This is a genomic window from Pukyongiella litopenaei, assembly GCF_003008555.2.
Classification (GTDB): domain Bacteria; phylum Pseudomonadota; class Alphaproteobacteria; order Rhodobacterales; family Rhodobacteraceae; genus Pukyongiella; species Pukyongiella litopenaei.
On sequence record NZ_CP027665.1, the window covers coordinates 1,450,838 to 1,477,471 of the forward strand.

25 protein-coding genes and 1 pseudogene are annotated in these 26,634 nt (G+C 64.0%); 16 read left to right on the forward strand and 10 right to left on the reverse strand.

The features are described from left to right. The first annotated feature begins 369 nt into the window (after nt 1-369). The gene (locus C6Y53_RS21430; RefSeq protein WP_106471840.1) at nt 370-855 is read left to right on the forward strand and encodes a DMT family transporter; all 486 of its coding nucleotides are present in this window, start codon (nt 370-372) and stop codon (nt 853-855) included. A 124-nt stretch (nt 856-979) separates the two neighbouring features. On the opposite strand, the gene C6Y53_RS07345 is transcribed toward C6Y53_RS21430, so the two are convergent. Further along, nucleotides 980-1,669, reverse strand: coding sequence for a winged helix-turn-helix transcriptional regulator (locus tag C6Y53_RS07345; protein WP_106471841.1), 690 nt, complete (start codon nt 1,667-1,669; stop codon nt 980-982). A gap of 99 nt (nt 1,670-1,768) precedes the next feature. On the opposite strand from C6Y53_RS07345, the gene C6Y53_RS07350 reads away from it, so the two are divergent. Then, nucleotides 1,769-2,593: a class I SAM-dependent methyltransferase gene (locus C6Y53_RS07350; protein ID WP_211299486.1), complete on the forward strand. Its 825-nt coding sequence runs from the start codon at nt 1,769-1,771 to the stop codon at nt 2,591-2,593. Here C6Y53_RS07350 and C6Y53_RS07355 read toward each other — a convergent pair. The 3 genes from C6Y53_RS07355 to C6Y53_RS07365 all read right to left on the reverse strand — a co-directional run bounded on the left by C6Y53_RS07355 (nt 2,503) and on the right by C6Y53_RS07365 (nt 7,377). Further along, nucleotides 2,503-4,017 (reverse strand): pyridoxal phosphate-dependent decarboxylase family protein, encoded by a 1,515-nt coding sequence (locus C6Y53_RS07355; protein ID WP_106471843.1) that lies wholly within the window; start codon nt 4,015-4,017, stop codon nt 2,503-2,505. The genes C6Y53_RS07350 and C6Y53_RS07355 overlap by 91 nt on opposite strands. 262 nt (nt 4,018-4,279) lie before the next feature. Beyond that, nucleotides 4,280-5,818: a DUF1254 domain-containing protein gene (locus C6Y53_RS07360; RefSeq protein WP_106471845.1), complete on the reverse strand. Its 1,539-nt coding sequence runs from the start codon at nt 5,816-5,818 to the stop codon at nt 4,280-4,282. A 62-nt stretch (nt 5,819-5,880) separates the two neighbouring features. Next, nucleotides 5,881-7,377, reverse strand: a complete 1,497-nt coding sequence (locus tag C6Y53_RS07365) for a DUF1214 domain-containing protein (protein ID WP_106471846.1) — start codon at nt 7,375-7,377, stop codon at nt 5,881-5,883. Between the two features lie 896 nt (nt 7,378-8,273). Here C6Y53_RS07365 and C6Y53_RS07370 point away from each other — a divergent pair. From C6Y53_RS07370 to C6Y53_RS07380, 3 genes are read left to right on the forward strand one after another with little or no spacing between them, the layout of a single operon-like run. Continuing rightward, nucleotides 8,274-8,693 carry a hypothetical protein gene (locus tag C6Y53_RS07370; protein WP_106471847.1) on the forward strand — a complete coding sequence of 140 codons (420 nt, stop codon included), beginning with the start codon at nt 8,274-8,276 and terminating at the stop codon, nt 8,691-8,693. A 38-nt stretch (nt 8,694-8,731) separates the two neighbouring features. Continuing rightward, complete coding sequence (locus C6Y53_RS07375) at nt 8,732-9,220, forward strand: plastocyanin/azurin family copper-binding protein (protein ID WP_244614968.1); 489 nt, start codon at nt 8,732-8,734, stop codon at nt 9,218-9,220. Beyond that, on the forward strand, nt 9,217-9,927 hold the full coding sequence (locus tag C6Y53_RS07380; protein WP_106471851.1) for an RNA polymerase sigma factor: 711 nt from the start codon (nt 9,217-9,219) through the stop codon (nt 9,925-9,927). The genes C6Y53_RS07375 and C6Y53_RS07380 overlap by 4 nt, the downstream gene beginning before the upstream one ends. A gap of 186 nt (nt 9,928-10,113) precedes the next feature. Here C6Y53_RS07380 and C6Y53_RS07385 read toward each other — a convergent pair whose 3' ends face one another. Further along, nucleotides 10,114-10,821, reverse strand: coding sequence for a GntR family transcriptional regulator (locus C6Y53_RS07385; protein ID WP_211299487.1), 708 nt, complete (start codon nt 10,819-10,821; stop codon nt 10,114-10,116). Between the two features lie 280 nt (nt 10,822-11,101). Here C6Y53_RS07385 and C6Y53_RS07390 point away from each other — a divergent pair, with 280 nt between their 5' ends. Genes C6Y53_RS07390 through C6Y53_RS07425 form a run of 8 tightly spaced genes read left to right on the forward strand, consistent with a single transcriptional unit; the run spans nt 11,102 to nt 20,030 of the window. Then, nucleotides 11,102-12,673: an ABC transporter substrate-binding protein gene (locus C6Y53_RS07390; RefSeq protein WP_106471853.1), complete on the forward strand. Its 1,572-nt coding sequence runs from the start codon at nt 11,102-11,104 to the stop codon at nt 12,671-12,673. 60 nt (nt 12,674-12,733) lie between these two features. Next, a complete protein-coding gene (locus C6Y53_RS07395) occupies nt 12,734-13,705 on the forward strand; it encodes an ABC transporter permease (protein WP_106473999.1) in 972 nt (323 codons plus the stop codon). A gap of 35 nt (nt 13,706-13,740) precedes the next feature. Continuing rightward, entirely contained in the window at nt 13,741-14,652 is a 912-nt protein-coding gene (locus tag C6Y53_RS07400; RefSeq protein ID WP_106471855.1) for an ABC transporter permease, read from the forward strand. A 12-nt stretch (nt 14,653-14,664) separates the two neighbouring features. Next, a complete protein-coding gene (locus tag C6Y53_RS07405; RefSeq protein WP_106471857.1) occupies nt 14,665-15,861 on the forward strand; it encodes an amidohydrolase family protein in 1,197 nt (398 codons plus the stop codon). After that, entirely contained in the window at nt 15,858-17,342 is a 1,485-nt protein-coding gene (locus C6Y53_RS07410) for a chlorohydrolase family protein (RefSeq protein ID WP_106471858.1), read from the forward strand. The genes C6Y53_RS07405 and C6Y53_RS07410 overlap by 4 nt, the downstream gene beginning before the upstream one ends. Nucleotides 17,343-17,356: 14 nt before the next feature. Continuing rightward, nucleotides 17,357-18,382, forward strand: a complete 1,026-nt coding sequence (locus C6Y53_RS07415; RefSeq protein WP_106474000.1) for an ABC transporter ATP-binding protein — start codon at nt 17,357-17,359, stop codon at nt 18,380-18,382. Further along, nucleotides 18,379-19,377 carry an ABC transporter ATP-binding protein gene (locus C6Y53_RS07420; protein ID WP_106471859.1) on the forward strand — a complete coding sequence of 333 codons (999 nt, stop codon included), beginning with the start codon at nt 18,379-18,381 and terminating at the stop codon, nt 19,375-19,377. Before C6Y53_RS07415 ends, C6Y53_RS07420 begins: the two co-directional genes overlap by 4 nt. Next, complete coding sequence (locus C6Y53_RS07425; RefSeq protein WP_106471861.1) at nt 19,377-20,030, forward strand: flavin reductase family protein; 654 nt, start codon at nt 19,377-19,379, stop codon at nt 20,028-20,030. Before C6Y53_RS07420 ends, C6Y53_RS07425 begins: the two co-directional genes overlap by 1 nt. 440 nt (nt 20,031-20,470) lie before the next feature. Here C6Y53_RS07425 and C6Y53_RS21180 read toward each other — a convergent pair. After that, a pseudogene (locus C6Y53_RS21180) lies at nt 20,471-20,590 on the reverse strand (IS481 family transposase); the annotation flags it as partial. Nucleotides 20,591-20,781: 191 nt separating this feature from the next. On the opposite strand from C6Y53_RS21180, the gene C6Y53_RS07435 reads away from it, so the two are divergent. The 3 genes from C6Y53_RS07435 (at nt 20,782) to C6Y53_RS07445 (ending at nt 23,126) form a co-directional block, all read left to right on the forward strand. Continuing rightward, nucleotides 20,782-21,402: an ankyrin repeat domain-containing protein gene (locus C6Y53_RS07435; RefSeq protein ID WP_244614970.1), complete on the forward strand. Its 621-nt coding sequence runs from the start codon at nt 20,782-20,784 to the stop codon at nt 21,400-21,402. Continuing rightward, complete coding sequence (locus C6Y53_RS07440; RefSeq protein WP_106471863.1) at nt 21,399-21,872, forward strand: nucleoside deaminase; 474 nt, start codon at nt 21,399-21,401, stop codon at nt 21,870-21,872. Before C6Y53_RS07435 ends, C6Y53_RS07440 begins: the two co-directional genes overlap by 4 nt. 66 nt (nt 21,873-21,938) lie before the next feature. Beyond that, the gene (locus C6Y53_RS07445; RefSeq protein WP_211299489.1) at nt 21,939-23,126 is read left to right on the forward strand and encodes an MFS transporter; all 1,188 of its coding nucleotides are present in this window, start codon (nt 21,939-21,941) and stop codon (nt 23,124-23,126) included. Here the strand turns inward: C6Y53_RS07445 and C6Y53_RS07450 are convergent. The 4 genes from C6Y53_RS07450 to C6Y53_RS07465 all read right to left on the reverse strand — a co-directional run bounded on the left by C6Y53_RS07450 (nt 23,123) and on the right by C6Y53_RS07465 (nt 26,583). After that, nucleotides 23,123-23,800, reverse strand: a complete 678-nt coding sequence (locus tag C6Y53_RS07450) for an ankyrin repeat domain-containing protein (RefSeq protein ID WP_106471867.1) — start codon at nt 23,798-23,800, stop codon at nt 23,123-23,125. The genes C6Y53_RS07445 and C6Y53_RS07450 overlap by 4 nt on opposite strands. 62 nt (nt 23,801-23,862) lie before the next feature. Further along, nucleotides 23,863-24,345: a GlcG/HbpS family heme-binding protein gene (locus tag C6Y53_RS07455; RefSeq protein WP_106471868.1), complete on the reverse strand. Its 483-nt coding sequence runs from the start codon at nt 24,343-24,345 to the stop codon at nt 23,863-23,865. A gap of 91 nt (nt 24,346-24,436) precedes the next feature. Beyond that, nucleotides 24,437-25,045 (reverse strand): response regulator transcription factor, encoded by a 609-nt coding sequence (locus tag C6Y53_RS07460; RefSeq protein WP_106471869.1) that lies wholly within the window; start codon nt 25,043-25,045, stop codon nt 24,437-24,439. Continuing rightward, nucleotides 25,042-26,583 (reverse strand): sensor histidine kinase, encoded by a 1,542-nt coding sequence (locus tag C6Y53_RS07465; RefSeq protein WP_244614971.1) that lies wholly within the window; start codon nt 26,581-26,583, stop codon nt 25,042-25,044. Before C6Y53_RS07465 ends, C6Y53_RS07460 begins: the two co-directional genes overlap by 4 nt. Nucleotides 26,584-26,634 lie beyond the last annotated feature (51 nt).

A 26,634-nucleotide genomic window follows, 5' to 3' on the forward strand; every position in this document is an offset into this window, starting at 1 on the left:
AAGGCAAACCTCCGAGTCAAAACACTTCTGAATATTTTTCGGTGGGTGAAATTTTTTTCAGACCCAGCATTCCACAAACTTCGCAAGGATGCCGTTTTCACCGCCCCTCGGGCGCTCCGCCGAACGAGACCTAATGCGGGCGTCGGACTGCGTGGTCAGCCGTCCAGAGCGCAATCGCCAGTTTTGCGCGAACAAGGGCGCGGAACATTGTCTCGCTGAGGAACTCGTCGCGTATCAGCACCGGGCCTCGAAAGGTGCGCCGCGAAACGAAAGCCCGTATTGTGGGGCTGATGAACACCAAGTTTAGCTCCGCGGCAGGACCTATCGTTCGTGACGCCCGGAGATGGAACGCGCATCGCACGCGCGTCCATGGGGCGTGGACATATTGTCGTTCGTGCGGCCCATTGGCTGACCCACATCTCCCGAGACCTGGAAAGCCCCGTCTGGCGGCACTGGCTGGTACACGCTCTTGCTGCGCGTAAGGCCGGTGGATGCTCCGCAAGCCGTGACGCTCGTGGCCAGCATCAGTGGCACTTGCGGCAATGCTTGTGCTTCTGCTCGTTCGCGGTATCGAAGAACCGCAGATGTCAGGCGACACCCATATGGGCGGTTCTTTACATCGCTGTTTTCGCGTCAGCGACCGGCTTTCTGTTCTGGACCTATGGGATCAGCGTGGTCGGACCTGAGCGCGGGGGGCAGTTCGTACACCTGATGCCTGTTTTCGGGAGCGTTCTGGCGGTCCTGTTGCTCGGCGAGCAGGTCACTGTCACGCTAGTGGCCGGTGCGGCCGGCGTTGTGACGGGTATCATTCTGGTCAATCTCCGACAGCGACCCACATCCCGGCAGCCGACATGAAGCCACGCAATCGATCCTCCGCTTGCCCTGACGGGGTGGTGAATGGCGGGTCGCGGTGCAACGCGCCGTATCGGGCATATCGGGCTCGGTCCGAACCTGCGCTGCGGGCCGCCCCCAGGTCCTGTCAGGCATCGTTTCGCCTCGACGGCACCTTTGCGAGAGGACCAAGGTTGAGCCAATCGGCAAATGCCAGTCTTGCCCAGCCGTCACCAAGAACTTCGAGCCGGTGGGTATCGATCGCGTTGGCCATCGTCACATCGCCACGGATGATATGGATCGCGTCCGGAAGCGTGCAGGCGACGTAGAGATTGACGTCACCGCCCGGATCGTCGACGCATAGCTCGCATTTCTCCTTCTGGTTCAGGAACCACCAGAACCGTTTCGCATCTGCCTGATCGCTCAGTTCCAGCCGGATGAGACAGCGTCTGGCGCCAAAGGCATCGGGGTTGGCGGAACTCTCCAGGCCCCAGACCAGCAACCCCAGGTCAATTTCGTGCTCTTTCAATTCGCGCCTTGTCCATCGCTGGCCCCAGATGCCGAGACCCTCGACCACAGGAACGAATTCACCGCCCGCTTTGGTCAGGGCATAGCCGGGGCGCTTTTCGCCCATGTTGTGACGCTCGATCACGCCTTCCTCGATCAGCCATTTCAGCCTCGAGGACAGAAGCGACGGTGACATCAGCGGAACACCGCGTTGAAGATCGGTGAACCGACGTGGCCCGTGCGCGAGATCACGAACGATGAGGGCGTTCCAGCGCTCGCAAAACACCTCGGCCGCCTTGGCGACCGGACAGAATTGTCCGTAGGATTTCATCCCGCGTGTTTTTCCCGTTCCTACAGATCTTGAACTATATCTTGCATATGGCTTTGGGTCATCCTTGGGGCGATGACAATCGAACCGATGGGGGAAGCAATGGCAACCGCGACCGCAACAGCTGGACAGGTCTCTGGTTCGGCCGCTGAAATCTATGATGAGTTCTTTGTGCCGGCATTGTTCGGGCAATGGGCGGAACCTCTGTGCGATGCCGCGGACCTGGGAGCGAACAGCCAAGTCCTGGATGTGGCCTGCGGAACCGGCGCGACGACCCGCGTGGTCGCGAACCGCATCCGTTCGGGCGGTCGCGTGGTCGGGCTGGATCGGAATGTCGGGATGCTCGCCGTGGCGCGATCATACGCAGGGGACATCGAATGGATCGAGGGTCTGGCCGAGGATCTGCCCTTTGCCGCAAACACATTCGACATCGTCCTGTGCCAATTCGGCCTGATGTTCTTCGATGACCGGACCAGAGCCCTGGCCGAAATGAGGTGCGTGGTTCGTCCCGGGGGCAGAATTGCGCTGACGGTCTGGGCCGATGTAGCCGCTTCTCCGGGGTATGCGGACATGATCAGGCTGGTCGAAGCCATGTTCGGCAACGATGCCGCAGATGCTCTGCGCGCTCCGTTTGTTCTCGGCAGAAAGCCGTTGCTGAAAGAGCTTCTGGATGAAGGCGGGCTCACCGGCGCTGCGATAAACACGGTATCGGGCGTTGCGCGATTTGCGTCAATTCGTGAATGGGTCCGAATGGATGTCCGCGGCTGGACGATGTCGGAGTTCATTGACGACGCAGGGTTCGAGGCACTGATAGCTGAAGCGGAAACGCGCTTGGGTCACTTCTCTGCGGCGGACGGGTCGATCGCGTTTCCAGCCCCAGCGCTTTCGCCGCGCACCAAGACACCGCCGATCCGGGATACTTCTTGAACCAGCAGGTCGAGGTCTTCGCGCCTGGTGCGATGGTTGCAGATTGCCACGCGCAGGCAATGATGTCCGGCAACGGAAGTGTCGGAAACCGCGGCAACGCCGGTTTCCTGCATTCGCAGCATGATTTCCGTGTTCAGGTCACATAGCTCGGCCTCCGGTCGTGCTCCGGGATCGTGGCGGAAGCAGACGATGTTGATTGCCGTCGGCGCGACCAGCTGCAGATCCGGCGTGCGCTCGATCAGGCCACTGAGATAGCGGGCCTGCGCGATGTTCTGGTTGATCAGCCGGCCGAACTTGTCGATGCCATGTTCCTTGAGTGTCAGCCAGATTTTCAGTGCCCGGAATGCACGGGAGGTCTGAAGATTGTAGTCATGCAGATATTCGCACGCCGCTATCCCGCGCGGTTTTCCCTCGAGATATTCTGGATGCACGGCGAACGTGTTCCGATGCGTGGTTGCGTCCCGGACCAGCGCACACCCGGCCTCAAAGGGCACATGCAGCCATTTGTGCGGATCGAGAGCAATCGAATCTGCCATTTCCAGCCCACTGACCAGGTGTCGGTTTTCCGGTGCGATCGCGATCAACGCGCCGATGCAGCCATCGACATGGAACCAAAGCCCTTCCTTGCGGCAAAGCGCGTTGATCCCGGGCAGGTCATCGATGGCGCCCGTATTCACGGTTCCGGCGGTCGCGATGACGCAAGCCGGACGAAAACCGGCGTTACGGTCCTCGGCAATCATGTCTTCCAGGGCGCTGACATCCATGCGGAAATCCGGCCCCGTGGGCACGCGCCGCAACGCCTTGTTGCCCAGCCCCAGCAGTTCCACCGCCTTCTGATGGCAACTATGCAGCTGATCGGACCCGTAAAATCGCAGCGGCTGCGGCATTGCCGCAACCCCTTCGGATCGGACATCGATGCCCGCCATTGCATTGCGCGCGGCGGTCAGGCCGATGATATTGGCCATGGATCCGCCGCTGACCAATGTCCCCCCGGCGCTGTCGGGAAAGCCGGTCATCTGCCTGAGCCAGTCGACGACCTGCCGGTCCATCAAAGCCGCGGCATTGTTTCCGCCGCCGAGATTGGAGCCGTCGATGGCCGCAAGGAACTCGGCCAATGCACCAGTGACACTGCCCGCCCCCATGTACCACATCCAGAACCGTGGATGAATGTTCCCCATCGGGTACGGCATGAGCAGTTCGTGAAGCTCGTGATAGACATCCGCAAGCGGCTGAGGATGGCTTGGTGCCGATGCGGTGAAGGCGTCTCTCACCTCTGCGGGCATATCTCGCCAGACCGGTCGGTCCCGCACGTTCCGAACATGCGCGATTGCGTCGTCGACGACCTGGTGCGCCAACGATTGCAGCCCATCCCAGTCGCCTGGGTCCAGCGTCTCTTCGGTCGTTTCCGGAACTTTTGCCTCCATGATTACCCCTCCACGCTTGCCAACGGTTTCGGTGCCCTGGAGACAGGATAGCACAGTCGTGCGGTGTGATCGCAGGCAGGCCAGATGACGGATCCCCGATGGCGACACGGATGTTCCCCGTCGGGGCCGGGCCGCGCGACGAAACGTTGGGAAACTCCAGCGCCTGCAACGCATTGGCGTGGATCTGCAGCGCCCCGAGCGGGAGTGCGCCGCCCCGGCTACAATTCGCTGCGCGTCCCGATCGAACGGGACCTCGCTGCGCCTATTCGGCCTTCACGATGTCGCCGGGTTTCCAGCTGCCGTCGAGCGCCGGTTGCGAGGGCGCGTAGAGGCGCAGGATTGCGAAGAAGCCGCGGTCCGGCACCGTCGCGAGCCAGTTGCCTTCCCAGCCTTCCGGGGCCTCCGGCGCGATATGGAGCGTCGTGCTGCCATCGTCGTTCTGTGCCGGTTCGTTGAGCTTGCCGAGCGAGGGAAAAGACTGACCATTGTCGAGCCCCGAGGCGTTCTCGGCTTCGTAGAGCGTCACCGACCAGAACAGTTCGGCGGGGATGTCCGCCGGCAGGTCCAGCCTGTAGCTCTGGCCGCCCACCAGCGGATCGCCATCGGCATCCTCGAAAGCGATCATGTAATAGGCGCCCTTGCCGGGTGTCATCGACACCATGCCGGGGCTGATCGAGAAATAGTCGGTGAAGAACCAGGCCCGCGTATCGAGCTCACGGTATCCTGTTTCGACCGACATCCAGTCGAGCCCGACCGGCACGTCGGGCCAGCGGGCCGAGACGTTGTTCACCGGGTTCAGCCATTGCCGGTCGTCATAGACGCGGAAATCCTCGCCATTCAGACCATGCTGAAAGCCGATCACGCGGCTTGTCTTGTAGCCGGTCTGCGCGGCGGCGGCGAGGAGCGCGCGGGTGTCCTCATCGGGCGCGAAGTCGCGGTCGGCGGCAATGTCCAACCCTTCCAGCATGCCCAGCCAGTCAGGACCGGCAAGGTTCCCGCCCTCGGTATCCACCAGGTATTTCAGTTGCTCGAAGGCACGCGCATCGGAACGCGGCAGCATGTCATAGGACCCGCCCGCCGCATCTGGAAACTCCATCGGCCTGGCGCTGTCCTTCTGCCCCAGCGGATAGATCACCGATTGCTTCAGCAGGTCGGTCGCCGGCGCGATATTGTCCAGCGACTGGTAAAACGAGCGCAGGAAGAAGAAGACGTTGTTGGTGGACGAGCGATAGACATAGTGATCTGCCGGCACGTCCCCGTCCCATCCGGGCGGCACGATCAGGAAATTGCCGCCGGCACCGCCATCGGGACCGGGCAGGCCGAGATCGCCGAAATAGGCACCGCCATCGACCGGGATCGGACGCTGCCAGAAATCGAGCAGGATGCCCTGCAGCTTGGGCGGCGCCTCGAACACCAGCGGACCGGTCTCGCCCAGATCGGCAAAGACCATGCCATAGATCAGGTCGGAATTCGGCGTGGTGATCTTGGTTTTCGCGTCCAGGCGCCGGGTCCAGATCGGCATGATGTTGTAGCCGGTGCCGAAGGCCTCGGCCGCGCCGTCGCGCATGCTCATCGTGTTCAGAAGCGGCAGCGCCCAGAGATAGGTCTGCGTTGCCCGCTGGAAGGTGAGTTCCTCCATCAGCGCCTGCGCCGTCTCCGCGGTCGGGCGGTTCTGCTCGAAGGGCAGTTCGGAGAGCGCCCGGATGCGCTCAGACTGGATAGGTTCAGACTGGGCCGATGCGATGGTTGCCGTGGCAATGACGGCCCCGGCGAGCGCCGCGCTGCGTATCATGGGTTTCATGAGGGTCTCCTGAGGTTGAAAACGGCCGCCCCGCCTGCCCGTGGCGGCAGGGCGATCCCGGTTCACTCGACGATCTCGAAATCGGCCAGCACGAAACTCTTGTCGAAGAACGCCTGCTCGGGCCCGTAGAGGCGGAAATAGACGAACCACCCGTCGTCAGCGACCGTCTTCATGTGGTTGCTGTCCAGCCCCTCGGGCACGTCGGGGCCGATATACAGATCGACGGACCCGTCTTCGTTGTATTGCAACTGCTCCATCCGGCTGTCGAGGCTGACATCCGAAATCTCGGTCCCGCCGTTGTCATAGGGCCGGCGTGTGTTCTCGCTGTAGAGCGTCAGCGACCAGAACTGCGCCACCGGCACATCGGCGGGAACGCGCAGCACATAGTTGCGGTCGGCGCGCAGCATGTCGCCATTGGCGTCACGCTTGGTGGTCATATAGACCTGACCGGCGCCCGGTGTCGGGTTCACCATGCCCTCGGTCGATCCGACGGCCTCGTAGAACCAGGTCGCGCGTTCGTCGAACTGCTGCAGCGTCTCGGTTTCCTGCGGGATGGTGAAATCAAAGCTCTTGTACCAGGACGTGCCGTCCCACCAGACATCGGCATAGCGCGGGTTGACCTGCAGGTTGCGGGTCATCAACTCACCCAGCGCGGCACCTTCGGCCAGGATCTTCCGCTGGCGGTCATCGGGCGCGAATGCCTCGCCCTTGACGATGCCCAGCGGCGCCAGCATCTCCATCCAGGGCTTGTCGATCTCGCGCACGGGTTCTTCGTTGACGATCGCGGCGAGCTTCTCCCAGTATTCGATCCCGCGCGGCGCGGTCGCGCTCCATTCCACATCCTTGCCCTTGACGAAGGTCGCGGTTTCGGTGCTGCCCACCGGACCCATCCTGTAGGCATCGACATAGGTGTCGTAATAGGCCGGATCGGGGTCGAGGATGCGGATGCCCACCAGCACGTTGTTGGTGGCGCTCTGGAACACATGGGTGCCGTCGGCCTGGTATTGCGACGGATCGCCGTCGGGTCCGACCACGATATAGGTGGCGCCTTCACCCTTGTCCGGCCCGGTCAGCCCGAGATCGAACACCGGCCGCATCCACATGTCCAGCACGCCGCCCGCCGTCTGGCCCGCGGGATAGTCGATCTGGATCGGCCCGTCCGACAGGTCGGTGAAATTGAAGATATAGGGCGTCGTCAGGTTGGCGGTGACGATACCGCGTTTTTCCTTCAGCGTTTCCAGCACGGCGAAGGCGCCGGGTTGACCGGTGCCGAATGCCGCGCCCTGGTTGTCGCGCCAGGTCGTGGTGCTGACCAGCGGCGTCGACCAGATATACAGTTGCGCCGCCCGCTGCAGGTCCATCGCGTCGAACAGGCGCTGCGAGGCGTCCTCGTCGAAGTAGCTGTCCTGCAATTCGATCGCACCCGCCGGCGTGTCGATCACCTCGTCGCCCCGGAGCGTGGCCTGACCGAGCGGAAGCGCATCCTGCGCCCAGCCCCCGACGGTCGTCGAGCCGAAAAGGGCCGCGGCAACAATGGATGTTTTCAATGCGCGTGCCATATGTCTGGTATCCCTTTGCCTGTCTGAACGATGTTCGGGGCCGATGCGGCCCCGCCAGGTTGCACCTGCCTCACCGGGGCAAGGGGGCTGACCTCGGCCGTGCGCTGCACGAACCGGTGGCTGGCTGTCTGCCAGGCGGACAGATATCGGGCACAACCTACGCGGGGGCGGGTAACCTGTCCACATTTCCCGCTATGCGGGTGCCGGCAAACCGGGGCCGCGATGGCGCTTCGGCGGATTTTCGCGTATCCGTTGGCGGCTCTGCGAACAGGTTCCGATACAGTCCGGCACCACGGTCCGCCTCGCCGATGGTGACACGGAAATGCCCTGCCGGGGCCGGGCCGCGACACCGGACGGGCCGCGCGACTAGGCGCCGGGCAATTCCATGGCCTGCAACGCGTTAGAGTGGATCGGCGAGCGGATCGAGCTGGTGCGGCAACTGCTGGCGGAGCAGGACGAATGACCAGCGCCAGTCTTTCCGCGGACAGCTCGACGGTCATCCATTGGCGCGGCGGCTGGGTGGCACGGTATCCCGAAATTCGATTGGGAGAACACGCCGGTTCACAACGAAAGAAGGCTTGTGAAGAAGTTCGCTTTGCTCCTCGGGGCAGAACAGCCAAGACCAAAACGCGATGGCACAAAGGCCACAGCCTGCCGCACACCGGGATCGACAGGACCCGGATGCAGTCAGGAAATCCTGATTGGAGGGTCCGTTCCGGTCGGTTGACAGCCCATGGCCGATCGACCGCGCCCACGGGCGACACCTGCCAATATTCGGCCATCAGGCGCCGGAAAACCCGGTGACACGAAACTTCTGCGAACCTTTTCGACCCTGGCGCATCAAAGAGACAGGCACCCCAGAACCGTGGTGCCTCCAGAACTCGAAAGGATCCGACATGAAAACTGCTTTCTCGATCGCTGCAACCGCCCTCGTCATCTCGGCAGGCTCCGCGATGGCCCATGACGAAGAAGCGCTGCGGATGGCGCCCCCGGGCGAACCCTATGTCAAGGTCAGCGATGCCCTGCCCCTGCCAGAGTATATTCCCGGCCTGGGCACGCTCTTCGTCAATCCCGAGAAACTGCCGGCCGGCCCGTTTCTTGCCTATGATCATGACGGCAAGCTTTCGGCCACGGTCTATATGACCCCGCTGGAAGAACTGCAGAACGGCACCGCCTATGACGGTCTGGGGATCGGGAACCATACGGTGTCGAATGTGGATATCTACTACAATGCGGGGCATCCCGGAGTGGACAAACCGCATGCCCATGTCGTGCTGTTCCATGATGATGATGCCAAGTCGAGGCTCGCCGAATGATGCGCGGGCGCAGGTATTTCCTGGTTGCCGGGGGTAGCATGATCGCTACCCTCGGGGCCCCGCCAGCCTTGCACTCCGCTCAGGTCGAAACCATCGAAATGAGGGGAACGGCACGCGGCGAACGTGTCTGGTTCGCGCCAATTGGCCTGGCCGTGACGCCGGGGGCGACCCTGCGCTTTGTCAATCGCGATCCCGCCAACAGCCACACCGCAACGTCCTATCACCCGGACATCTTCGACCGGCAACGCCGTATCCCGGAGGGCGCCACGGCGTGGGACAGCGGTTTCCTGCTGCCTGATGACAGCTTCGAGGTCACGCTGATCGTTCCCGGCGTCTATGATTATTACTGCATTCCGCATGAAATGGCCGGCATGGTCGGGCGGATCGTGGTAGGCCAGCCCTCGGATCCGGAATGGGAAGGGCGGGCGGAGGACAGCGATGATCTTGACCCAGAGGCGCTCGCGGGATTTCCATCGGTAGAGGACATCATCGCTCGGGGGAGGATCATTCGGGAGGAACACCAATGAACGCCCAACACCGGCAAACCACCGACGACCCGTTTCCGGTCATCGACCACACGACCGGAGAAGCCGACCTGCTTGCGGCCGTTGCGGCCGGTTCAGAACCCGCGGTTCGGGAACTGATCCGGCGCAACAACGCCCGCCTGTTCCGGGTCGCGCGGGGGATCGTATCGACCGATGCCGAGGCCGAGGATGTGGTGCAGGATGCCTATCTTGCCGCATTCCGGCGCCTGGACAGCTTTCGCGGCGCGTCTTCCTTTTCGACCTGGATCACCCGCATTGCGATCAACAACGCGCTCATGCACCAGCGCCGGAAACGCCCAGAGCAGGAGTATGACACAGTGACCGAGAGCGACGACACCTCCGTCCTGCCCTTTCCAGGGCAGACCCCGGAGACCGCCGAGGCGCAGTTCGGGCGCCATCAACTGAGACAGATCCTGGAGGAGTTGGTGAATGGTCTGCCGTCAGCGCTGCGCCTCGTGTTCATCCTGAGCGAAGCCGAAGGCATGACGAACAAGGAAATCGCCCGCGACCTCGAAATCAGTCCGATCACGGTCAAAACACGCCTGTTTCGGGCCCGCAGATGGTTGAAAACCGATCTGGAGCGCCGGGTGCATGGCGGCTTTGACGCCATTTTCCCGTTTGACGGCGCACGTTGCGCGAATTTGGCCGAACGCGTTGTTCTGGATTTGAGCAAGCAGGGGCTTCTCTAAAGAGACAGCCAAACTTGCTGCCGTGCAGCCCTTGGCGGTGTGAGTAAGACAAGATGATTGCGCTTGCGTAAGCACCTGAAACGATCTGGTGCCGGCACAGCCACTCGATTGCACGCTTAGTCAGATTGGCAATACCACCGTGTCCGTTGAAACGATCAGCAGCCCCGGGCCGTCGCAGAAACGATATCAGTCGGACATCTGCAATCGGTAGCGTGACAGGATGTCGGCCACATTTTCCGCTCGAACGTCCTCGGGCTCCAGCAACGCCCGGTCCTGCACGCCTCGCAGGTGGCTGAACATGCAGGTCGCGGCGCGGTCGCCATCGCCATTGGCGATGGCCGCGATGATCTCCGCATGTTCTTCGACACCACATTCAGCCGAGTGCGCCACCGCGAAACGTGCGACGATCAGCGAACACCGTGAAACGATCTCGTTCACATACTTGGCAAGGATGGGCGACCCGGTAAGCTCGGCCAGCAGGATGTGAAACTCTCCGGCAAGACGGATCGACCGGGCCGCAGACTTGCCCAGACACTCCTGCTCTTCCGCCAGATGCGTATCGAGCGCTTTGACGACAGGCGCAGGGTCCATCCCGCACAGCCGCCGCACCACCTCGCCTTCGAGGCACTGACGCATCTCGAATATGTCATGGGCTTCTTCGATGGTGGGCTCGGCGACCGATGCACCGCGATTTGGCCGAAGATCGACAAGGCCCTCCGAATCGAGCCGGACCAGCGCATTTCGCACGATAGTCCGGCTGACGCCGAAGGTTTCGCCAATTGAATCCTCGGGGAGCTTTACGCCGGGTTTCAGCGCCTGCTCGATGATTGCCTGTCGTAGCGAGTCGTAGACCGGGACGCTACGATTTGAAGATTTATGCATGGTTTCAACCACTCACAGCATGGCCCGTTATGCTCCATAAGAGCGGAGCGACTTTTCCGGCGACAATAACATCATTTTCCCGCAATGTATTGTATACAACGATTACATACAATCAGCCAAAATTTTGTAGACACAACAAGCCGCCATCCCTACGCTATCCGACATGCCACGTTGGAGGAGAACAGCACGGCATATCCACGGATGCCTGCCAGACACGGCGCTCATCCTAAATTCGACCGCGATATTGGATGCAAAAGTTACTGTTTTTGTATCCACAACAGGGAGTATCCAGATGATTTCGGGACTTGGATCAAAAGCCGTTCTGGCCGTCGGGCTGGCAACGGCGTTCATCGGAACTGGTTCGATGGCGGAAACCGTAAGATGGGGCGCCCCGCGCGACATCGTTTCGCTCGACCCCTATTCCTACGGTGACAGCTACACGATCAACTTCCTGAACCATATCTACGAGGGGCTGGTCCGCTACAACCGCGACCTGAAGATCGAGCCGGCGCTCGCCGAGTCCTGGGAAATCGTCGGCCCGACCACCTGGAGGTTCAAGCTGCGCGAAGGGGTCGAGTTCCACAACGGCAACGATTTCACCGCCGAGGATGTGCTGGCCTCGCTGGCCCGCGTGAGCGATCCATCCTCACCGCTCAAGGGCAACCTTCCCGCCTATAAAAGCGCGGCGGTCGTGGACGATCGCACCATAGATATCGAGCTGACCGGCCCCTATCCGCTGCTGCTCAACGATCTGACCAACATCCACATTTTCGACAAGGACTGGCTGGTCGAAAACAATGCCGAGAAACCCACCGATGTCAGCGCCGGCGTCGAAGGCTATGCGACCTTCAACGCCAACGGCACCGGGCCGTTCAAGCTCGAATCCCGCACGCCGGAGGCACAAACCATCCTGACGGTCAACGAAGGCTGGTGGGACGAGGCGCAGCACAACCTGACCCGTATCGAATTCCAGCCGATCACCTCGGCGGCGACCCGGGTTGCGGCCCTGTTGTCGGGCGAGGTGGATTTCGTCGACAGTGCGCCGGTTCAGGATCTTCCGCGCCTCGAGGCGGCGACGAACCTCAAGGTCCTCGAGCGGACCGACCTCCGTACGGTCATGCTGGGTTTCAACCGCCGTGACGAGCTTGTCGCTGGCGGCGCGAACCCGATGAACGACCTCCGCGTGCGCCAGGCGATGCAGATGGCCGTGGACATGGACCTGATCCACGACAAGGTGATGCGCGGCAAATCGCGCAACGCAGGCACGCTGGTCGCCCCGGCGATCCCCGGCTATTCGGCCGATCTCGACACCGTCGTGCCGGCGGATGCGGACAAGGCAAAGGCATTGCTGACCGAAGCGGGATACCCTGACGGTTTCGAGTTCGATTTCGTCTGCACCAACGAAAGCTATGTCAACGAAGAGCAGTTCTGTCAGGCAATTGCATCGATGTGGTCGCGGATCGGGCTCAAGCCCCGGCTCGACATCGGCCCCACCGCCAAACAGACGCCCAAGCGCGCGAACGGTCAGGCCGACGTCTATACGATCGGCTGGGCAACGCTGCCGATGCTCGACACCTATTCGATCCTGATCCAGATGCTTCACAGCAAGGAAGGCAATGCCGGGGTCTTCAACTGGGGCGGCTGGTCCTATCCCGAGATCGACCGGCTGACGGATGCGGCGGGTGTCGAACTCGACAACGACAAGCGGCTGGCGATGGAAACCGAAGCGCTGAAAATCGCCAGGGACGAGATCGTGATGATGCCGCTGCACCAGCAGCCGATGGCCTGGGCGGTATCGTCCGGGTTCGGGGACTTCCCGCAGTTCCCCGACAACAAGCCGCGGCTTTGGTACGTCACCAAGTAACGTCCTCCCGACCAGGGCAGCGCCCCGGCGCTGCCCGCTCTTTCCGCCATGGGGGCAATGATGCTGGCCTTTCTTATCAAGCGCTTCGCAAATGCGATCTTCGTGATGCTCTCGGTGAGCTTCATCGCCTTCATGATTTTCCGTTTTGTGGGCGATCCGGTAGAGCTGATGCTGAACGAACAGGCCACGCAGGCGCAGCGCGACGATCTGCGTGCCAAGCTGGGTCTCGACCGGCCTTTTGCCATCCAGTACGGCACCTTCGTCGCCAATGCCGCCAAGGGAGACTTCGGCATTTCGTTCCGCAACCAGCAGGACGTTCTGGCCATGATTGCGGAACGTTTCCCGGCAACATTCGAACTGGTGATCGTTGCCACCATCATCTCGCTGGTCGTGGGCATCCCCATGGGGGTGATCACCGCGATCAGGCGTCAGACATGGTATGCCGAAGCGATGCAGTTCACCTCGATCATCGGCATCTCGCTGCCCAGCTTCGTGGTGGGGATCGGTCTTATCCTGATCTTCTCGGTCTGGCTGGGCTGGTTCCCGGCCTTCGGGCGCGGCGAGACGGTTCAGATCGGCTGGTGGTCGACCGGGCTTCTGACCCAGTCGGGCCGCATGTCGATCATTCTGCCCGCGCTTTCGCTGTCGCTGTTCCAGATCACGCTGGTCATGCGGCTCGTCCGTGCGGAAATGCTCGAAGTCCTGCGCTCGGATTTCATCAAATTCGCCCGCGCCCGCGGCATACCCGCCCGCGCGATCCATTTCCGCCATGCCCTGCGCAACTGCCTGATGCCGGTCGTGACCATGACCGCCATGCAGATCGGCGGGCTCATCGCCTTTGCGCTGGTGACCGAAACGGTGTTCCAGTGGCCGGGTATGGGGCTGCTCTTCATCCAGGCCGTTACGTTTGTCGACGTGCCGATCATGGCCGCCTACCTGTGCATCGTGGCGCTGATCTTTGTCCTGCTGAACACCATCGTTGACGTGACCTATGCCGTGATCGATCCCCGCCTGCGTGGAGCCGACAATTGACTGATACACCTGCCGCCGATCCTCGTCAGAAAACGATGAGCCGTCGCGAACGCTTCTTCGACAGCGATCTATGGTGGAGCTTCAGGAACTCGAAATCCGCCGTCGGCGCCGCCGTCGTGCTGATCCTCGTGATCCTGACTGCGATCCTCGCCCCGGCGCTGTCGCCGCAGAACCCCTATGATCTCGCCTCGCTCGAACTTTGGAACGCCGAATTGCCGCCGGTCTGGATGGAAGGCGGGCAGATGCCGTTCATTCTCGGCACCGATGTGCAAGGGCGCGATATCCTTTCCGGTATTCTCTATGGGACGCGCATTTCGATTTTCATCGGACTTGCCTCGGTGCTGGTGTCACTGGGTATCGGTGTGCTGGCCGGGCTGACCGCCGGGTTTTATGGCGGCTGGGTCGACAACGTGCTGATGCGCATCGGTGACGTCCTGCTTTCTATCCCGATCATTCTCGTTGCGATCCTCGTCAGTTCGGTGGCGCAGGCCCTGCTGCCGCCCCAGCTGCGCGAGGCGGGCATCTCGGTGGTGTTGGTCCTGGCGATCGCCATGTATTCCTGGGTGCAATACGCGCGTGTGGTCCGCGCCCAGACCATGGTGGAACGGCGCAAGGAATATGTGCAGGCCTCGCGGCTCGTCGGCACGCCCGCCCGCCGGCTGATGCTCAAGCATATCCTGCCCAATACGCTGACCCCGGTCTTTGTCGCCGCCACGCTGAATTTCGGCCTCGCCATCCTGATCGAGGCGACACTGTCGTTCCTCGGTGTCGGCATGCCGCCGAACCAGCCATCGCTGGGCACGCTGATCCGGGTCGGAAACCAGTATCTCTTCTCAGGCTCGTGGTGGATCGTGCTGTTTCCGTCGATCCAGCTGTGTATTCTGGTTGTCGCGGTGAACATGCTGGGCGACTGGCTGCGCGATGCGCTGAACCCGAAACTTCGATAAGGGACCGTGCCGATGTCTTCGCTCTTGATACAGAATGTCCGCATCATGGACGGCGAAGCCGCCGATATCCTGATCCGGGACGGTGTCGTCTCGCGGATCGCGCCGGGTATCGAGGCCCCGGACGTGCCGGTCGAACCCGGCGGCGGCCTTATCGCCATTCCCGGCCTCGTCGATGCCCATACCCACCTGGACAAGTCGCTGCTGGGCTGGCCCTGGTACAAAAACGATGTCGGCGGGGCGAGCCTGACGGCGATGATCGAGAACGAGCGCAACATGAAGAAATCGCTCGGCCTCGACCCGCATGTGCAGTCGATGCGCCACGCGCTGAAGACCGCCGCGCTGGGCACCACGCTGATCCGCAGCCATGTCGACATCGACACCGATGCCGGCCTGCGCGCGATGGAAGGGGTGATGGAAACCGCCGCCCGGCTCGCCGATGTGGTCGAGATCGAGACCGTCGCCTTTCCCCAGTCCGGGCTGATGATCCGCGAAGGCACCGCCGAACTGATGGACCGGGCGCTGGCCATGGGCGCCGACCTGGTCGGCGGGCTGGACCCCTGCGGCGTGGATCGCGACCCCAAGGGCCATCTCGACACCGTTTTCGGGCTTGCCGACAAGCACGGCAAGGGCATCGACATCCACCTGCACGAACGCGGCGAACTCGGGATGTTCTCGATGGACATGATCCTCGACCGCGCCGCGGCGCTGGGGATGCACGGGCTGGTGACGATTTCCCATGCCTTCTGCCTCGGGATGCCGGATTTCCAGCGTGTCGAGGCGATGCTCGAACGGCTGGCCGCGCTGGATGTGCGCATCATGACCACGGCGCCGACCTCGTCGCCCGCCCCGTTGGTGAAGCAGCTCGACGCGCATGGCATCCGCATCGGCGCCGGCAATGACGGCATCCAGGACACCTGGGGCCCCTACGGCAACGGCGACATGCTGGAGCGGGCCAAGTTCGTCGGCCTGCGCAACAACCTGCGCATGGATGCCGAGGTGAAACGCGCGCTCGACATCTGCACCGGCGGCGGTGCCGAGGCGATGGCCAGGCCGCGCCGCGCGCTGGAGACCGGCGCGCCGGGCGACGTGGTTCTGGTCGCGGGCGAAACGGTGGCCGAGGCGGTCGTCACCCACGCCCCGCGCAAGCTGGTGGTCAAGGGCGGGCGCGTCACCGCGCGCGACGGCGCCACCCTGGTCGCGGCCCCATGACCCGGTTCGCCGACATCCCCCTCGGCACCCGCCCGCGGGGCCGCTGGGCCATCGCGGCGCGCTGGCTGGTGGCCGATACGCCATCCGGGCGCCGTCTCGTCCGCGATGGCGAGGTGGTGATCGACGGCGACACCGTGATCCATGCGGGCAACCGCTTTGGCGGCGATGTCGCGGCGCGGTTCGACATGGGCGAGGCGCTGGTCGCGCCGGGCTTCGTCGATCTCGATGCGCTGTCGGATCTCGACACCACGCTGCTGGCCTATGACAACTGGCCCGGCGAACGGAAGGGGCGGGTCTGGCCGCGCTCCTATGTCGAGCGCGGCCCCTACGAGATGTATACGCCCGGGGAACTGGCGTTCCAGAAACGCTATGCCTTTGCCCAGCTCCTGCTGAACGGGATCACCACGGCGGCGCCGATCGCCTCGCTCTTCTACCGGGAATGGGGCGAAACGGCGGCCGAGTTCGAGGCCGCGGCCCGCGCGGCGCAGGATCTCGGGCTGCGCGTCTGGCTCGGCCCCGCCTACCGGTCCGGCGGCATGGTGGTCGAGGCCGATGGCCGGATCACCGCCGAATTCGACGAGGACCGGGGGCTGCGGGGGCTGGCCGAGGCCATCGCCTTTGCGGAACGATGGCAGGGCCACGGGCTGGTCAGCCCGATGCTCGCCCCCGACCGGGTCGAGACCTGCACCGAACCCCTGCTGAGACGGACGATGCGGGCGGCGGAGGATCTGGACTGCCCGGTGCGCCTGCACATGGCGCAGGGCATGATGGAGCTGGACACGGTCCGCGCCCTTCACGGCAGGACCGCGCCGGACTGGCTCGGCGGGCTGGGGCTGCTGAGCCCCCGCCTGCTGGCGCCGCACGCCACCGTCGCGACACCGGACGACCTGCGCCGCTACGCCGATGCCGGCGTGACCGTCATCCACTGCCCGCTGGTCAGCGCCCGCCACGGCAGCGCGCTGCGATCCTTCCGGAAACTGCGCGACATGGGCATTCGCGTCGCCATGGGCACCGACACCGCGCCGCCCGACATGGTGCTGAACATGGCGGTCGGCATGATGATGTGCCGCATCGCGGAAAACGACATCGCCGCCTGCACGGCAGCGGAGTTCCTCGACGCCGCGACGCGGGACGGGGCCGCCGCCCTGGGCCGCGACGATATCGGCGTGCTGCGCGCCGGCGGCAAGGCGGATATCGCCGTCTTCGACCTGGCCGATCCCGCGATGGCGCCGACCATCGACCCGGTGCAGACGCTGATCCTCGGCGCGACCGGCCGCGTCACCCGCGCCACCATCGTCGACGGGCGCCTGTCGATGCGCGATGGCCGGGTCGCCGGGCTCGACATGGCCGGGGCCCGCGCCCGGGCGCAGGCCCAGTTCGACGGGCTGCGCGCCCGATACCCCGACCGCACCGCCGGGCATCCCCCGGTAACCGAAATCTTCCCCCCCGCCTATCCGCTGATGGACGGGTGTCAGACGTGAAAGAGCCTGAGATGATGTCGCAAGCTGCACACCAGCACGATCTTCCGGGCGCGGCACCTGCTCCGGATGCGACCGCTGTGCTCGAAGTAACGAACCTGAGCGTCGAATTTCCGACGCGCCGGGGCGTGCTGACTGCGATAGACAACGTGTCGATGCGGATCGCACCCGGAGAAATCCTCGGCGTGGTGGGCGAATCCGGCGCGGGCAAATCGATCACCGGTCTCGCCGTGCTGGGCCTGCTCGAAGCGCCCGGCCGGATCTCGGGTGGCCAGATCTGCGTCGGCGGACGACGGGTCGACACGCTGTCCGAAGAAGAACTGACCAAGGTGCGCGGCCGCGAGATGGGCGCGATCTTTCAGGATCCGCTGACCGCGCTCAATCCGCTGTTCACCGTGGGCGCGCAGCTCATGGAAACGATCCGCCTTCATACCGGCCTGTCAAAAGAGGGCGCGCGCGAACGCGCCCTGAAGCTCCTGCGCGAGGTCGGCATTCCCGCGCCCGAGGAACGGCTGTCACAGTATCCCCATCAGTTTTCGGGCGGTATGCGGCAACGGGTTGTCATCGCGCTGGCGTTGGCGGCGGAACCGGATCTGATCATCGCCGATGAACCGACCACCGCGCTGGATGTCTCGATCCAGGCACAGATCACCGCCCTGCTGCGCAGGCTGTGCAAGGAACACCGCAACGGTATCATGCTGGTCACCCATGACATGGGCGTGATCGCGGAAACCGCCGACCGGGTGGCGGTCATGTATTCGGGCCGCGTGGTCGAAACCGGCCGGGTCGAGGATGTGATCCACGATGCCCAACACCCCTATACCAAGGGTCTGATGGCGGCGATTCCGAGCCTGCACAAACGGGTCGACAAGCTCACGCAGATCGACGGGGCGATGCCACGTTTGAACGCGCGCCCCTCGGGCTGCGCGTTCAATCCGCGTTGCCCGATGGCGGGCCCGCGCTGCCGGCGGGACAAACCGGAACTGACGCCGGCGGGCCGCAACCGGGCTGCCTGCTTTCTGCATGAGGGAGGCACCGCATGATCACCGCCGATCCCATCCTTTCGGTCACCGATGTGTCCAAGGAATTTGACGTTTCCGCACCGTGGCTGAACCGCGTGCTTGAACGCAAACCAAGGCTCTTCGTGAAGGCGGTGAACGACGTCAGCTTCAGCATCCCGCGCGGAAGCTGTTTCAGCATCGTGGGCGAATCCGGCTGCGGCAAGTCCACTGTCGCCCGTCTGGTGACCGGTCTCTACGCGACCACATCGGGGGATATCCGTTTCGGCGCCGGAGCCGAAGGCCGCCCGGTACGGGTGCAAATGATATTCCAGGACCCTCATTCCAGCCTCAATCCCCGGTGGCGCGTCGGAGACATCATCGCGGAACCGATCCGTGAAATGAAACTGCGGGCGGGTGAAGACAAGACGCAGGAACGGGTCGAGGACCTATTGCGAACGGTGGGTCTGGCCGCGGACGACGCCCGAAAGTTCCCGCACGAATTCTCGGGCGGTCAGCGGCAACGCATCTCGATTGCGCGCGCTCTGGCCTCGGAACCCGAACTGCTGGTCTGCGACGAACCGACCTCGGCGCTCGACGTTTCGGTGCAGGCGCAGATCCTGAACCTGATGCGACAGCTGCAGCAAGAGCTCGGCCTGACCTACCTGTTCATCAGCCACGACCTGAGCGTTGTCCGGCACATGTCGGACACGATTGCGGTGATGTATCTGGGCCAGATCGTCGAGATGGCACCCGCCGACATCCTGTTCAGCGCACCACGACACCCCTATTCCCAGCTGCTCCTGGCCACGATCCCCGATATCCACGACCCGAACCGCGCCCGCGCGTTGCAAACCGGCGAACCGCCCAGCCCGCTGAACCCGCCGCCGGGCTGCACGTTCAACCCGCGCTGCCCGCTGGCTGACGACCGTTGCCGCAGCGATGCCCCCCTGCTCCGCACCGAGGGTCAGTCATCGGTGCGTTGCCATGCGGTCGAGGAAGGCCGGGCAGACGGAACACCGGCGGGAAAGGTTCTCTGATGCAGTTCGATTTCACGGAACTTCCCCCGGCGGATCGTTATCGGCTACTGACGAACTTTGTCGGACCGCGTCCGATCGCGCTCGTCTCGACGCGATCACCGGAGGGCCAGAACAACGCCGCACCGATGAGCTTTTTCAACGTGTTCGCCCATGAACCGCCGATCGTGATCATCGGTTTCAGCGCCCGTCCCGACGGCAGCGAAAAGGACACGACCGCAAACATCCGCCGGACCGAACAGTTCTGTGTGAACATGGTGGACATGGCGTTGGCCGACCAGATGATCCTGTGCGGCGTCAACTTTGCCGCCGATGTCGACGAACTCGACTTCGCGGGGCTCACGACGGCGCCGTGCACGCAGATCGACGCCCCGAGGGTCGCCAATACCCCTTGCGCCATGGAATGCCGGGTCGAGCGGATCATCGACTATCCCGGCCGCGCCATCGTGCTGGGTGAAGTGGTGCAGATGCACATACGCGACGATTGCCTCGACCCGGCCGGCCGCTATGTCAACCCGGCCATGTATCAGCCGATTGCCCGGCTCCATGCCGACAACTACATCGTCAGCGACCGGCAGTTCGAATTGAAGAAACCCGTCGGTCTCGCGGCGCGCGAAGTCGCCTGGAACCCCCGTGACACGGTGGAGCCCCGATGATCGCGTCATCGGATCGCAATCCGGAAGTCGCGGCGAACACCCGACACACCTACCCCGCTCCGCCGGACGGCCCCAAAGCTATCATCCTCGTTCATCGCAGCAGCAGGCAGTTTGGGTCAGCTGCTTATCGATCAAAATCGGACGATTGCCAGCGTCAGCAGCACGGACAGGCCCATTATGACGCGCCCCAGCCCATCACCGTCAAGCGAAGGTTGCGCCGCTCCAGTGAGGCGGTCGATTGCAGCGAAACCTATGGCGATCCCCGCAACCGAGATCGCCGTGGCCGAGACGAGCAGGTCCAACGCGCTGTCCGCGGCGGAGGCCGCAATCGCGAGCGAGCCGGTCACGGGAAAGGCCCACAGTTTGGCAAGCACGAATATGCCCGCCACGCCGATGGATGTCATTCTGGCCCGTTTGTTCAGGCTCCGCCGCTCGGTGTTTGGTCCCATCGTGTGGTGGGTTGGAACGACAGTGAAGCGTGCTGGCTCGGTTGTCCGGATTTTGCAGATGAATTCGAACGGCGTGAGGCCTTGCTGCGTCTTCAATCGGCGTGCGTAGTTTTAGGCTGTGACGAAACTGCGTAACAGATCGGTGTTGAACGACCTATTCGATTTTTCTCTGAACTTCATCTGAACATCCAATTTCCAGATGATCATCTTGTCCACTATCTGGAAAGGCAACACAGGAGGTTCCCATGCGTGGCCGCTTGCCGACGCTTTTCGCACTGCTTTCGCTTACAGGATGCATGACAATGACCGATCCTTTCGTTTCAGCCGCCCAGGCCGACACCTTGTTGATCTCCGCGGCCGAAAGCGGTGACACAGCTGCCGTATCAGAGAAGATCGCCAGAGAGGCACAACTCGACGCTCGGGACGAACGCGGGCGCACCGCTCTGATGGCTGCGACCCACGCAAACCGGATTGAGACCGCCCGGCTCCTGATCGAGGCCGGTGCCGATGTGAATGCAAAGGACGGTATCGAGGACAGCCCCTACCTCTATGCCGGGGCCCGTGGGCATCTGGAGATCCTGAAGATGACGCTGGCGCATGGCGCCGACCTGACGAGCACCAACCGCTATGGCGGCACCGCGCTGATCCCGGCGGCGGAACGCGGCCATGTGGAAACGGTGCGGGTGCTGATCGAGGCCGGCACCGATATCGACCATGTGAACAAACTGGGCTGGACGGCCCTGCTCGAAGCGGTGATCCTCGGGGATGGCGGAAAGCGTCATGTGGAAATCACCCGGCTGCTGGTCGATGCCGGTGCCGATGTGAACCTGGCCGACAATGACGGGGTGACGCCGCTGCAACATGCCCGTCAGCGCGGCTATGCCGAAATCGCAACCATACTCGAAAAGGCAGGTGCACGATGAGCGACAAGGCTTTCATGGATGAAGCGATCGCGCTCGCCCGCGAAAACGTCGCGGGTGGCGGCCAGCCCTTCGGCGCCGTGCTGGTCAAGGACGGCAAGGTGATCGCGCGGGCGGTGAACCGGATCGAGGCCGACAACGATCCGACCGCCCATGCGGAACTGGTGGCGCTGCGCGAAGCCGGCGCCGCGCTGGCGACCCCCCGGCTTGACGGCTGCACCGTCTATGTCAGCGGCCAGCCCTGCCCAATGTGCCTTGCGGCAATGCGTAACGCCGGGATCGCCGAGATCGTCATCGGCTATACCAACGAGAACGGCGCGCCCTATGGTCTGTCCTCGGCTGCCGCCACCGCCGAACTGTCGCGACCGCTCGAAGAACAGAGCTGGGCGGTGATCCGCTATTTCGCGCCTGAGGACGCGGCGACACCCGGTATCTACCGGTCATGGGCGGCGCGCTCGACGGAAGGCAGTTAGGAACGAAACATGGTAGGTGTGATGAAAGCGCCCGCGTCGCGGCGGATTGCGCTGGTCTTCCTGATCGTGGTGATCGCGCTCAACCTGCGGCCTTTTCTGGCCGCGCCGGGTCCGATCCTGCCACTGATTGCCGAGGAGACCGGTCTGGGATACGGGGCGCTGTCGCTGCTGACCCTGCTGCCGATGTTGCTGATGGGGATCGGGGCCTTCGCATCGCCACCGATCCAGGCCAGGATCGGCACGCGCCGTGGGCTGTTGGCGGCGCTTGGCCTGCTGTTCCTGGGAGTTTCGCTCCGGCTTTTCGCGGTCAACGGCCCGGTCCTGATCTTCACGGCCATCCTGTGCGGTGCCGGGGCGGCGTTCATCCAGTCGGCGATTCCGGGGCTGATCAAGGAGAAGTTCGCCGCAAGCGTGGCGGCGATGACCGGGCTCTATTCGGCGATGATCATGACGGGCGGCGCATTGGGGGTGCAACTGACGCCGGCGCTGGTCGAGAGCGGACAGTCCTGGACCACGGCACTTGCCATTCTGTCGCTGCCCGTGCTGCTCGCCCTGGTGGTCGCCGCCGGGATCCTGTCTGAAACGCGGGTGGTTCGACCGGAGCGGGGCCTGGTCGCGCAGCTTCTTGGCCGGCGCAGAACCTGGGCGCTGATGGCGGTGTTCGGCCTGATCAACGGCGGCTATTCGTCGATGATTGCGTGGCTTGCGCCCTACTACCAGGCGCAGGGCTGGAGCGGCAGCGATAGCGGCATCCTGATCTCGATCATGGCGATCAGCCAGGGCTTCGGCGCGGTCATCCTGCCGCTGCTCGCCCGGAGCCACGCCGACCGTCGCCCCTGGCTGTGGGCCTGCATCGCCATGCAGGCCACCGGTTTCGCCGGGCTGGTGGCCGCGCCGTCCATGCTCCCGATGGTCTGGGTGGCGATCTGCGGCGTCGGGCTGGCCGGAAGCTTCGCGCTCTGCCTCATCGTTGCGCTCGATCACCTTCCCGACCCCGCGCGCGCCGGTCCGCTTGCCGCGCTCATGCAGGGCGGCGGGTTTGTCCTTGCGGCGACCCCGCCTTTCATCCTGGCGCGCATTCACGAGACCACGGGTAGTTTTGCCGGCGGTTGGATCATGCACCTCGGCTGGCTCGCTGTCGCCGCCATGCTTGTCAGCCGCTTCGACCCGGAACGCTATCCAAAGGCCATGGGGTCAGGCCTGGCAGGTGAACCCAAAGCGACTTGGTTTCGGCCATTGAAATCCATCAACTAACCGCCTGCGTTACGAATGATCCCAGCGATCTCACCATAGCCCCGCGCCTCGGCATGTTGCAGCGGCGTGACACCATCCCGGTCGGGGATTGTTGTGTCGGCTCCGGCCTCGACCAGAGCACGCACGGTAGCTTGATGATCCGTCCCGCCATTGCCGAGGACCACGGCTTCCATCAGGGCAGTCCAGCCCAGATTGTTGACATGATCGAGCGGCGCGCCACCGGCGATCAGGCGGCGGACCACCTCGTGGTGGCCCAGATGCGCCGCAGCGATCAGCGCTGTGCCGTCATAGACGCTGGTGATCAGGTCTGGGCGGTTGCCCAGTTCCATCGCCAGCGACACCATTTCGGGATCGTCGGCCACGGCGGCGATGGTCAGCACGTCATAGACACGGTTTTCCAGCGCATTCATGTCTGCCCCGGTTTCGGCCAGGGCACGCAGGGCGGTTTCGTTCGAGGCAAAGGCGGCGACATGGGCCGGGGTGCGGCCCGCCCGGTCGCGGGCGTCGAGATCGGCCCCGGACGCGGCCAGACGGCGGATGGCGTCCGCGTCCCCTTCATGCGCAGCAAGGTGCAGGCCGTCATAACCCGCCACGTCAGCGGTCGATGGCGGGGTTTGGGCGTGGACCATAGGCGCAACGACCAGCAGGAAGAAGCTCAGGATTACACGCATCATTGTATCGGTCCTCCGACGAAGCGGCCGGCCCCTTAGGGCCGACCGAGACACATAAACCGGGACTATTCGGCACCGATTTCGTCGAGCCCGGCGCGGGCGCAGGTGGCGTCGATGTCGCCCGAGGGCGCACCGCCGACGCCGATGCCGCCGACCAGCGCACCGCCGATGCGGATCGGCAGGCCGCCCGCCTGGATCACAAGCCGCGCATCCATATCGCGCAGCCCGTCATTCTGCGGATTGCCGCCGATGAACCCGGCCAGACCCGCTGTATCGCGGCCCATGCTGGCGGAGGTGAAGGCCTTGCCGGTGCTGCTGCCCACGGTGTGCGGCCCGGCATTGTCGGCGCGCAGCAGCACCTTGGTCACGCCGCTGCGGGCGACGATGGCGACGCTGACATTATTGCCTTCGGCGGCGCAGGCTTCCAGCGCGGTCTGCGCGGCGGTCTGGGCCAGGTCGAGTGGCAGGTAGGGCGCGGTCGGCAGTTCCTGCGCGGCAACGGAAACCGGGGCCAGCAGAGCTGCGGCCAGGGTGAGAGTGCGGATCATGTCGGTTCTCCTTGGTTTCAAATGACAAGGCGAACCTACGGGCGACCCATGATCCACGGTATTCGTAGCTCTTGCGGCAGTATCCGTAGTTCTACTGAGCCTGTCCCGCATCCAGCCACAGCCGGGTAAGTTCCGCGGCCGAGGTCGTGCCGGTCTTGGCCCCGATAGCGGCACGGTGGCTGTCTACGGTTCGGGGCGACAGCGACAACGCATCGGCGATCTGGCGCGTCGTCAGGCCCTTTGCGACCATGTCCAACACCTGCCGCTCACGATCGGTCAATTGCGCGACCAGGCGACGCGCCTCGTCCGTTTCCGAGACCTCGCGACGCCGGGCTTCCAGTTCCGCATGGCCTTTCTGGATCGCGTCGATCAGATCCTGCTCGTCCACCGGTTTCGAGAGGAAGTCGATGGCGCCATAGCGAAAGGCGCGGCGGCAGGCCTCGATGTCGCCGTGGCCGGAAATGACGACAGTGGGCCAGTCCAGTCCGCGGGTACGCAATTGCTCCTGCAGCTTGAGGCCGGAGATCCCCGGCATCCGAATATCGAGGATCAGGCAGCCGGGCTCCAGCCGGTCGAGCGCGCCGAGAAACGCCTCGGGGCCGGCGAAACCGCGCACGGACAGGCCAACCGTGCGCATGAGCAGTGACAGCGCCTCGCGCACCGCGTCATCGTCATCGACCAGATAGACCGGCAGGCTCATTCCGCGGCCTCCCGGTTCTCCAACGCCGGCCGGGGGAGCCAGAGACGGAACATCGTTTCCGCGCGATCCTCGGCCAGGCTCAGCTCGCCACCCATGCGTTCCGCCAGCCGCTGGCACAGCGCCAGCCCGAGCCCGGTGCCGTCCTGTTTGCCCGTCACGAAGGGCTCGAACACCCGCTCGCGGATGCTCTCCGGCACGCCCGGTCCGCTGTCGGCGACCTCCACGATGATGCCGGTCCCGGTCGTTTCGCTCGCGACCCGCACCCAGCGATCTGCGCTCTCATCTGCCGCCTCCACTGCATTGCGCAGCAGGTTGAACACGATCTGTTCCAGCGCGATCCGGTCAAGGTGCAGCGACACGCCGCGTGTATCGGCGAGATCTGTCGTCAGGGTCACGCCACGCGTTTCCAGCTCGCGCCGCAGCAGGGCTTCGACATTCCAGATGGCCTCGTTGATCGGCACATCCTCGCCCCGCTCCGATTGCGGCCGGGTCCAGTCGCGCAGCCGGTCGAGGATGGCGGCGGCACGCTTCGCCTGTTCGACGATCCGCGCAAGGCTGGTCTCCGATCCATCCGCATCCCCCCGCCGCGCCAGATGCCGGCCTGCCTGAGCCTGTGACAGGATCGCAGTCAGCGGCTGAGTCAGTTCATGCGCCATGCCGCTGGCCATTTCCCCCAAGGCGTTGACGCGCGAGGCATGGGCCAGACGGGCTTCGTCGGCGCTGAGCCGCGCCTGACGTTCCGCCCGACGTGCCCGCCCCAGTTGCCGCAGCCCGAGCACGACCAGCAGATAAAGAACCGTCAGCGCTACAAGTATCCCCAACACGCGACCGACCGGCAAAAGATCGGCCAGACGCGGCGAAATCCCGGCTTCAAGGATCAGCGGTTGCGAGACGCTGCCCAGCGCCTTTTGGAACGACATCGCGTCCGGCGCCGCGCCGGAACCCAACAGCACCGCGCCGTCCGGCAAGCGCAGGCGGCGCGTCACCGAGGGTCGCATCCAGAAATCGTCATCCGTGGCCAGAAGCCCCTGCGTATCCACAGTGAGAGCCAGACCGAAACGGGCATCGTCTGTATTGGGGCTGCGCTTGATGACAAGGTAACTGCCCCGCGCCTCGATTGCGGGCCGTAAAATGAGCTCGCCATTCGACGCCTTCGCGCCGGCAACAATCATTTCGGCGAGATCGGGCGGGAGACCGGGGCGCGTCGTCAGGTAGCCGCTGGGAGTCCCCAGAGGAACCAGATCGACGGCGATGATCCGGGGATAGAAGCGCCGGATTGTTGCGGCGACATCCAGAAAAAGATCCTGACGCTCGGCCTCGCCCGCCACGGCCAGGGCCGACAGCGATGTCAGATGCGCATCGTGCTGGTCGGCCCGCTGCGAGGCCAGGCGGTGCAGGATCGCCGCCTCGGTCTGCAATTCCGTGAACAGGCGTTGCCGTTCGAGACCGACCATGACCGCCACGGTCGCGAGCGATAGCGCGAGCCACCCCAGAACAGCGACCGTGCGCCCCTTTCCCAAAATCCGTAGTCGGGTCATTCTCAGCCATCCCCACTGACCAGCGCCTTGTAGACGGTACTGCGGGACACG

Coding starts and splice junctions, on each gene's coding strand:
- C6Y53_RS21430 (WP_106471840.1), top strand. CDS start 370: ATGGGGCGTGGACATATTGTCGTTCGTGCGGCCCATTGGCTGACCCAC.
- C6Y53_RS07375 (WP_244614968.1), top strand. CDS start 8,732: ATGATCGCTACCCTCGGGGCCCCGCCAGCCTTGCACTCCGCTCAGGTC.
- C6Y53_RS07435 (WP_244614970.1), top strand. CDS start 20,782: ATGACCGATCCTTTCGTTTCAGCCGCCCAGGCCGACACCTTGTTGATC.
- C6Y53_RS07390 (WP_106471853.1), top strand. CDS start 11,102: ATGATTTCGGGACTTGGATCAAAAGCCGTTCTGGCCGTCGGGCTGGCA.
- C6Y53_RS07370 (WP_106471847.1), top strand. CDS start 8,274: ATGAAAACTGCTTTCTCGATCGCTGCAACCGCCCTCGTCATCTCGGCA.
- C6Y53_RS07425 (WP_106471861.1), top strand. CDS start 19,377: ATGCAGTTCGATTTCACGGAACTTCCCCCGGCGGATCGTTATCGGCTA.
- C6Y53_RS07350 (WP_211299486.1), top strand. CDS start 1,769: ATGGCAACCGCGACCGCAACAGCTGGACAGGTCTCTGGTTCGGCCGCT.
- C6Y53_RS07420 (WP_106471859.1), top strand. CDS start 18,379: ATGATCACCGCCGATCCCATCCTTTCGGTCACCGATGTGTCCAAGGAA.
- C6Y53_RS07450 (WP_106471867.1), bottom strand. CDS start 23,800: ATGATGCGTGTAATCCTGAGCTTCTTCCTGCTGGTCGTTGCGCCTATG.
- C6Y53_RS07400 (WP_106471855.1), top strand. CDS start 13,741: ATGAGCCGTCGCGAACGCTTCTTCGACAGCGATCTATGGTGGAGCTTC.
- C6Y53_RS07395 (WP_106473999.1), top strand. CDS start 12,734: ATGCTGGCCTTTCTTATCAAGCGCTTCGCAAATGCGATCTTCGTGATG.
- C6Y53_RS07345 (WP_106471841.1), bottom strand. CDS start 1,669: ATGAAATCCTACGGACAATTCTGTCCGGTCGCCAAGGCGGCCGAGGTG.
- C6Y53_RS07465 (WP_244614971.1), bottom strand. CDS start 26,583: ATGACCCGACTACGGATTTTGGGAAAGGGGCGCACGGTCGCTGTTCTG.
- C6Y53_RS07415 (WP_106474000.1), top strand. CDS start 17,357: ATGTCGCAAGCTGCACACCAGCACGATCTTCCGGGCGCGGCACCTGCT.
- C6Y53_RS07410 (WP_106471858.1), top strand. CDS start 15,858: ATGACCCGGTTCGCCGACATCCCCCTCGGCACCCGCCCGCGGGGCCGC.
- C6Y53_RS07460 (WP_106471869.1), bottom strand. CDS start 25,045: ATGAGCCTGCCGGTCTATCTGGTCGATGACGATGACGCGGTGCGCGAG.
- C6Y53_RS07355 (WP_106471843.1), bottom strand. CDS start 4,017: ATGGAGGCAAAAGTTCCGGAAACGACCGAAGAGACGCTGGACCCAGGC.
- C6Y53_RS07455 (WP_106471868.1), bottom strand. CDS start 24,345: ATGATCCGCACTCTCACCCTGGCCGCAGCTCTGCTGGCCCCGGTTTCC.
- C6Y53_RS07440 (WP_106471863.1), top strand. CDS start 21,399: ATGAGCGACAAGGCTTTCATGGATGAAGCGATCGCGCTCGCCCGCGAA.
- C6Y53_RS07405 (WP_106471857.1), top strand. CDS start 14,665: ATGTCTTCGCTCTTGATACAGAATGTCCGCATCATGGACGGCGAAGCC.
- C6Y53_RS07365 (WP_106471846.1), bottom strand. CDS start 7,377: ATGGCACGCGCATTGAAAACATCCATTGTTGCCGCGGCCCTTTTCGGC.
- C6Y53_RS07360 (WP_106471845.1), bottom strand. CDS start 5,818: ATGAAACCCATGATACGCAGCGCGGCGCTCGCCGGGGCCGTCATTGCC.
- C6Y53_RS07380 (WP_106471851.1), top strand. CDS start 9,217: ATGAACGCCCAACACCGGCAAACCACCGACGACCCGTTTCCGGTCATC.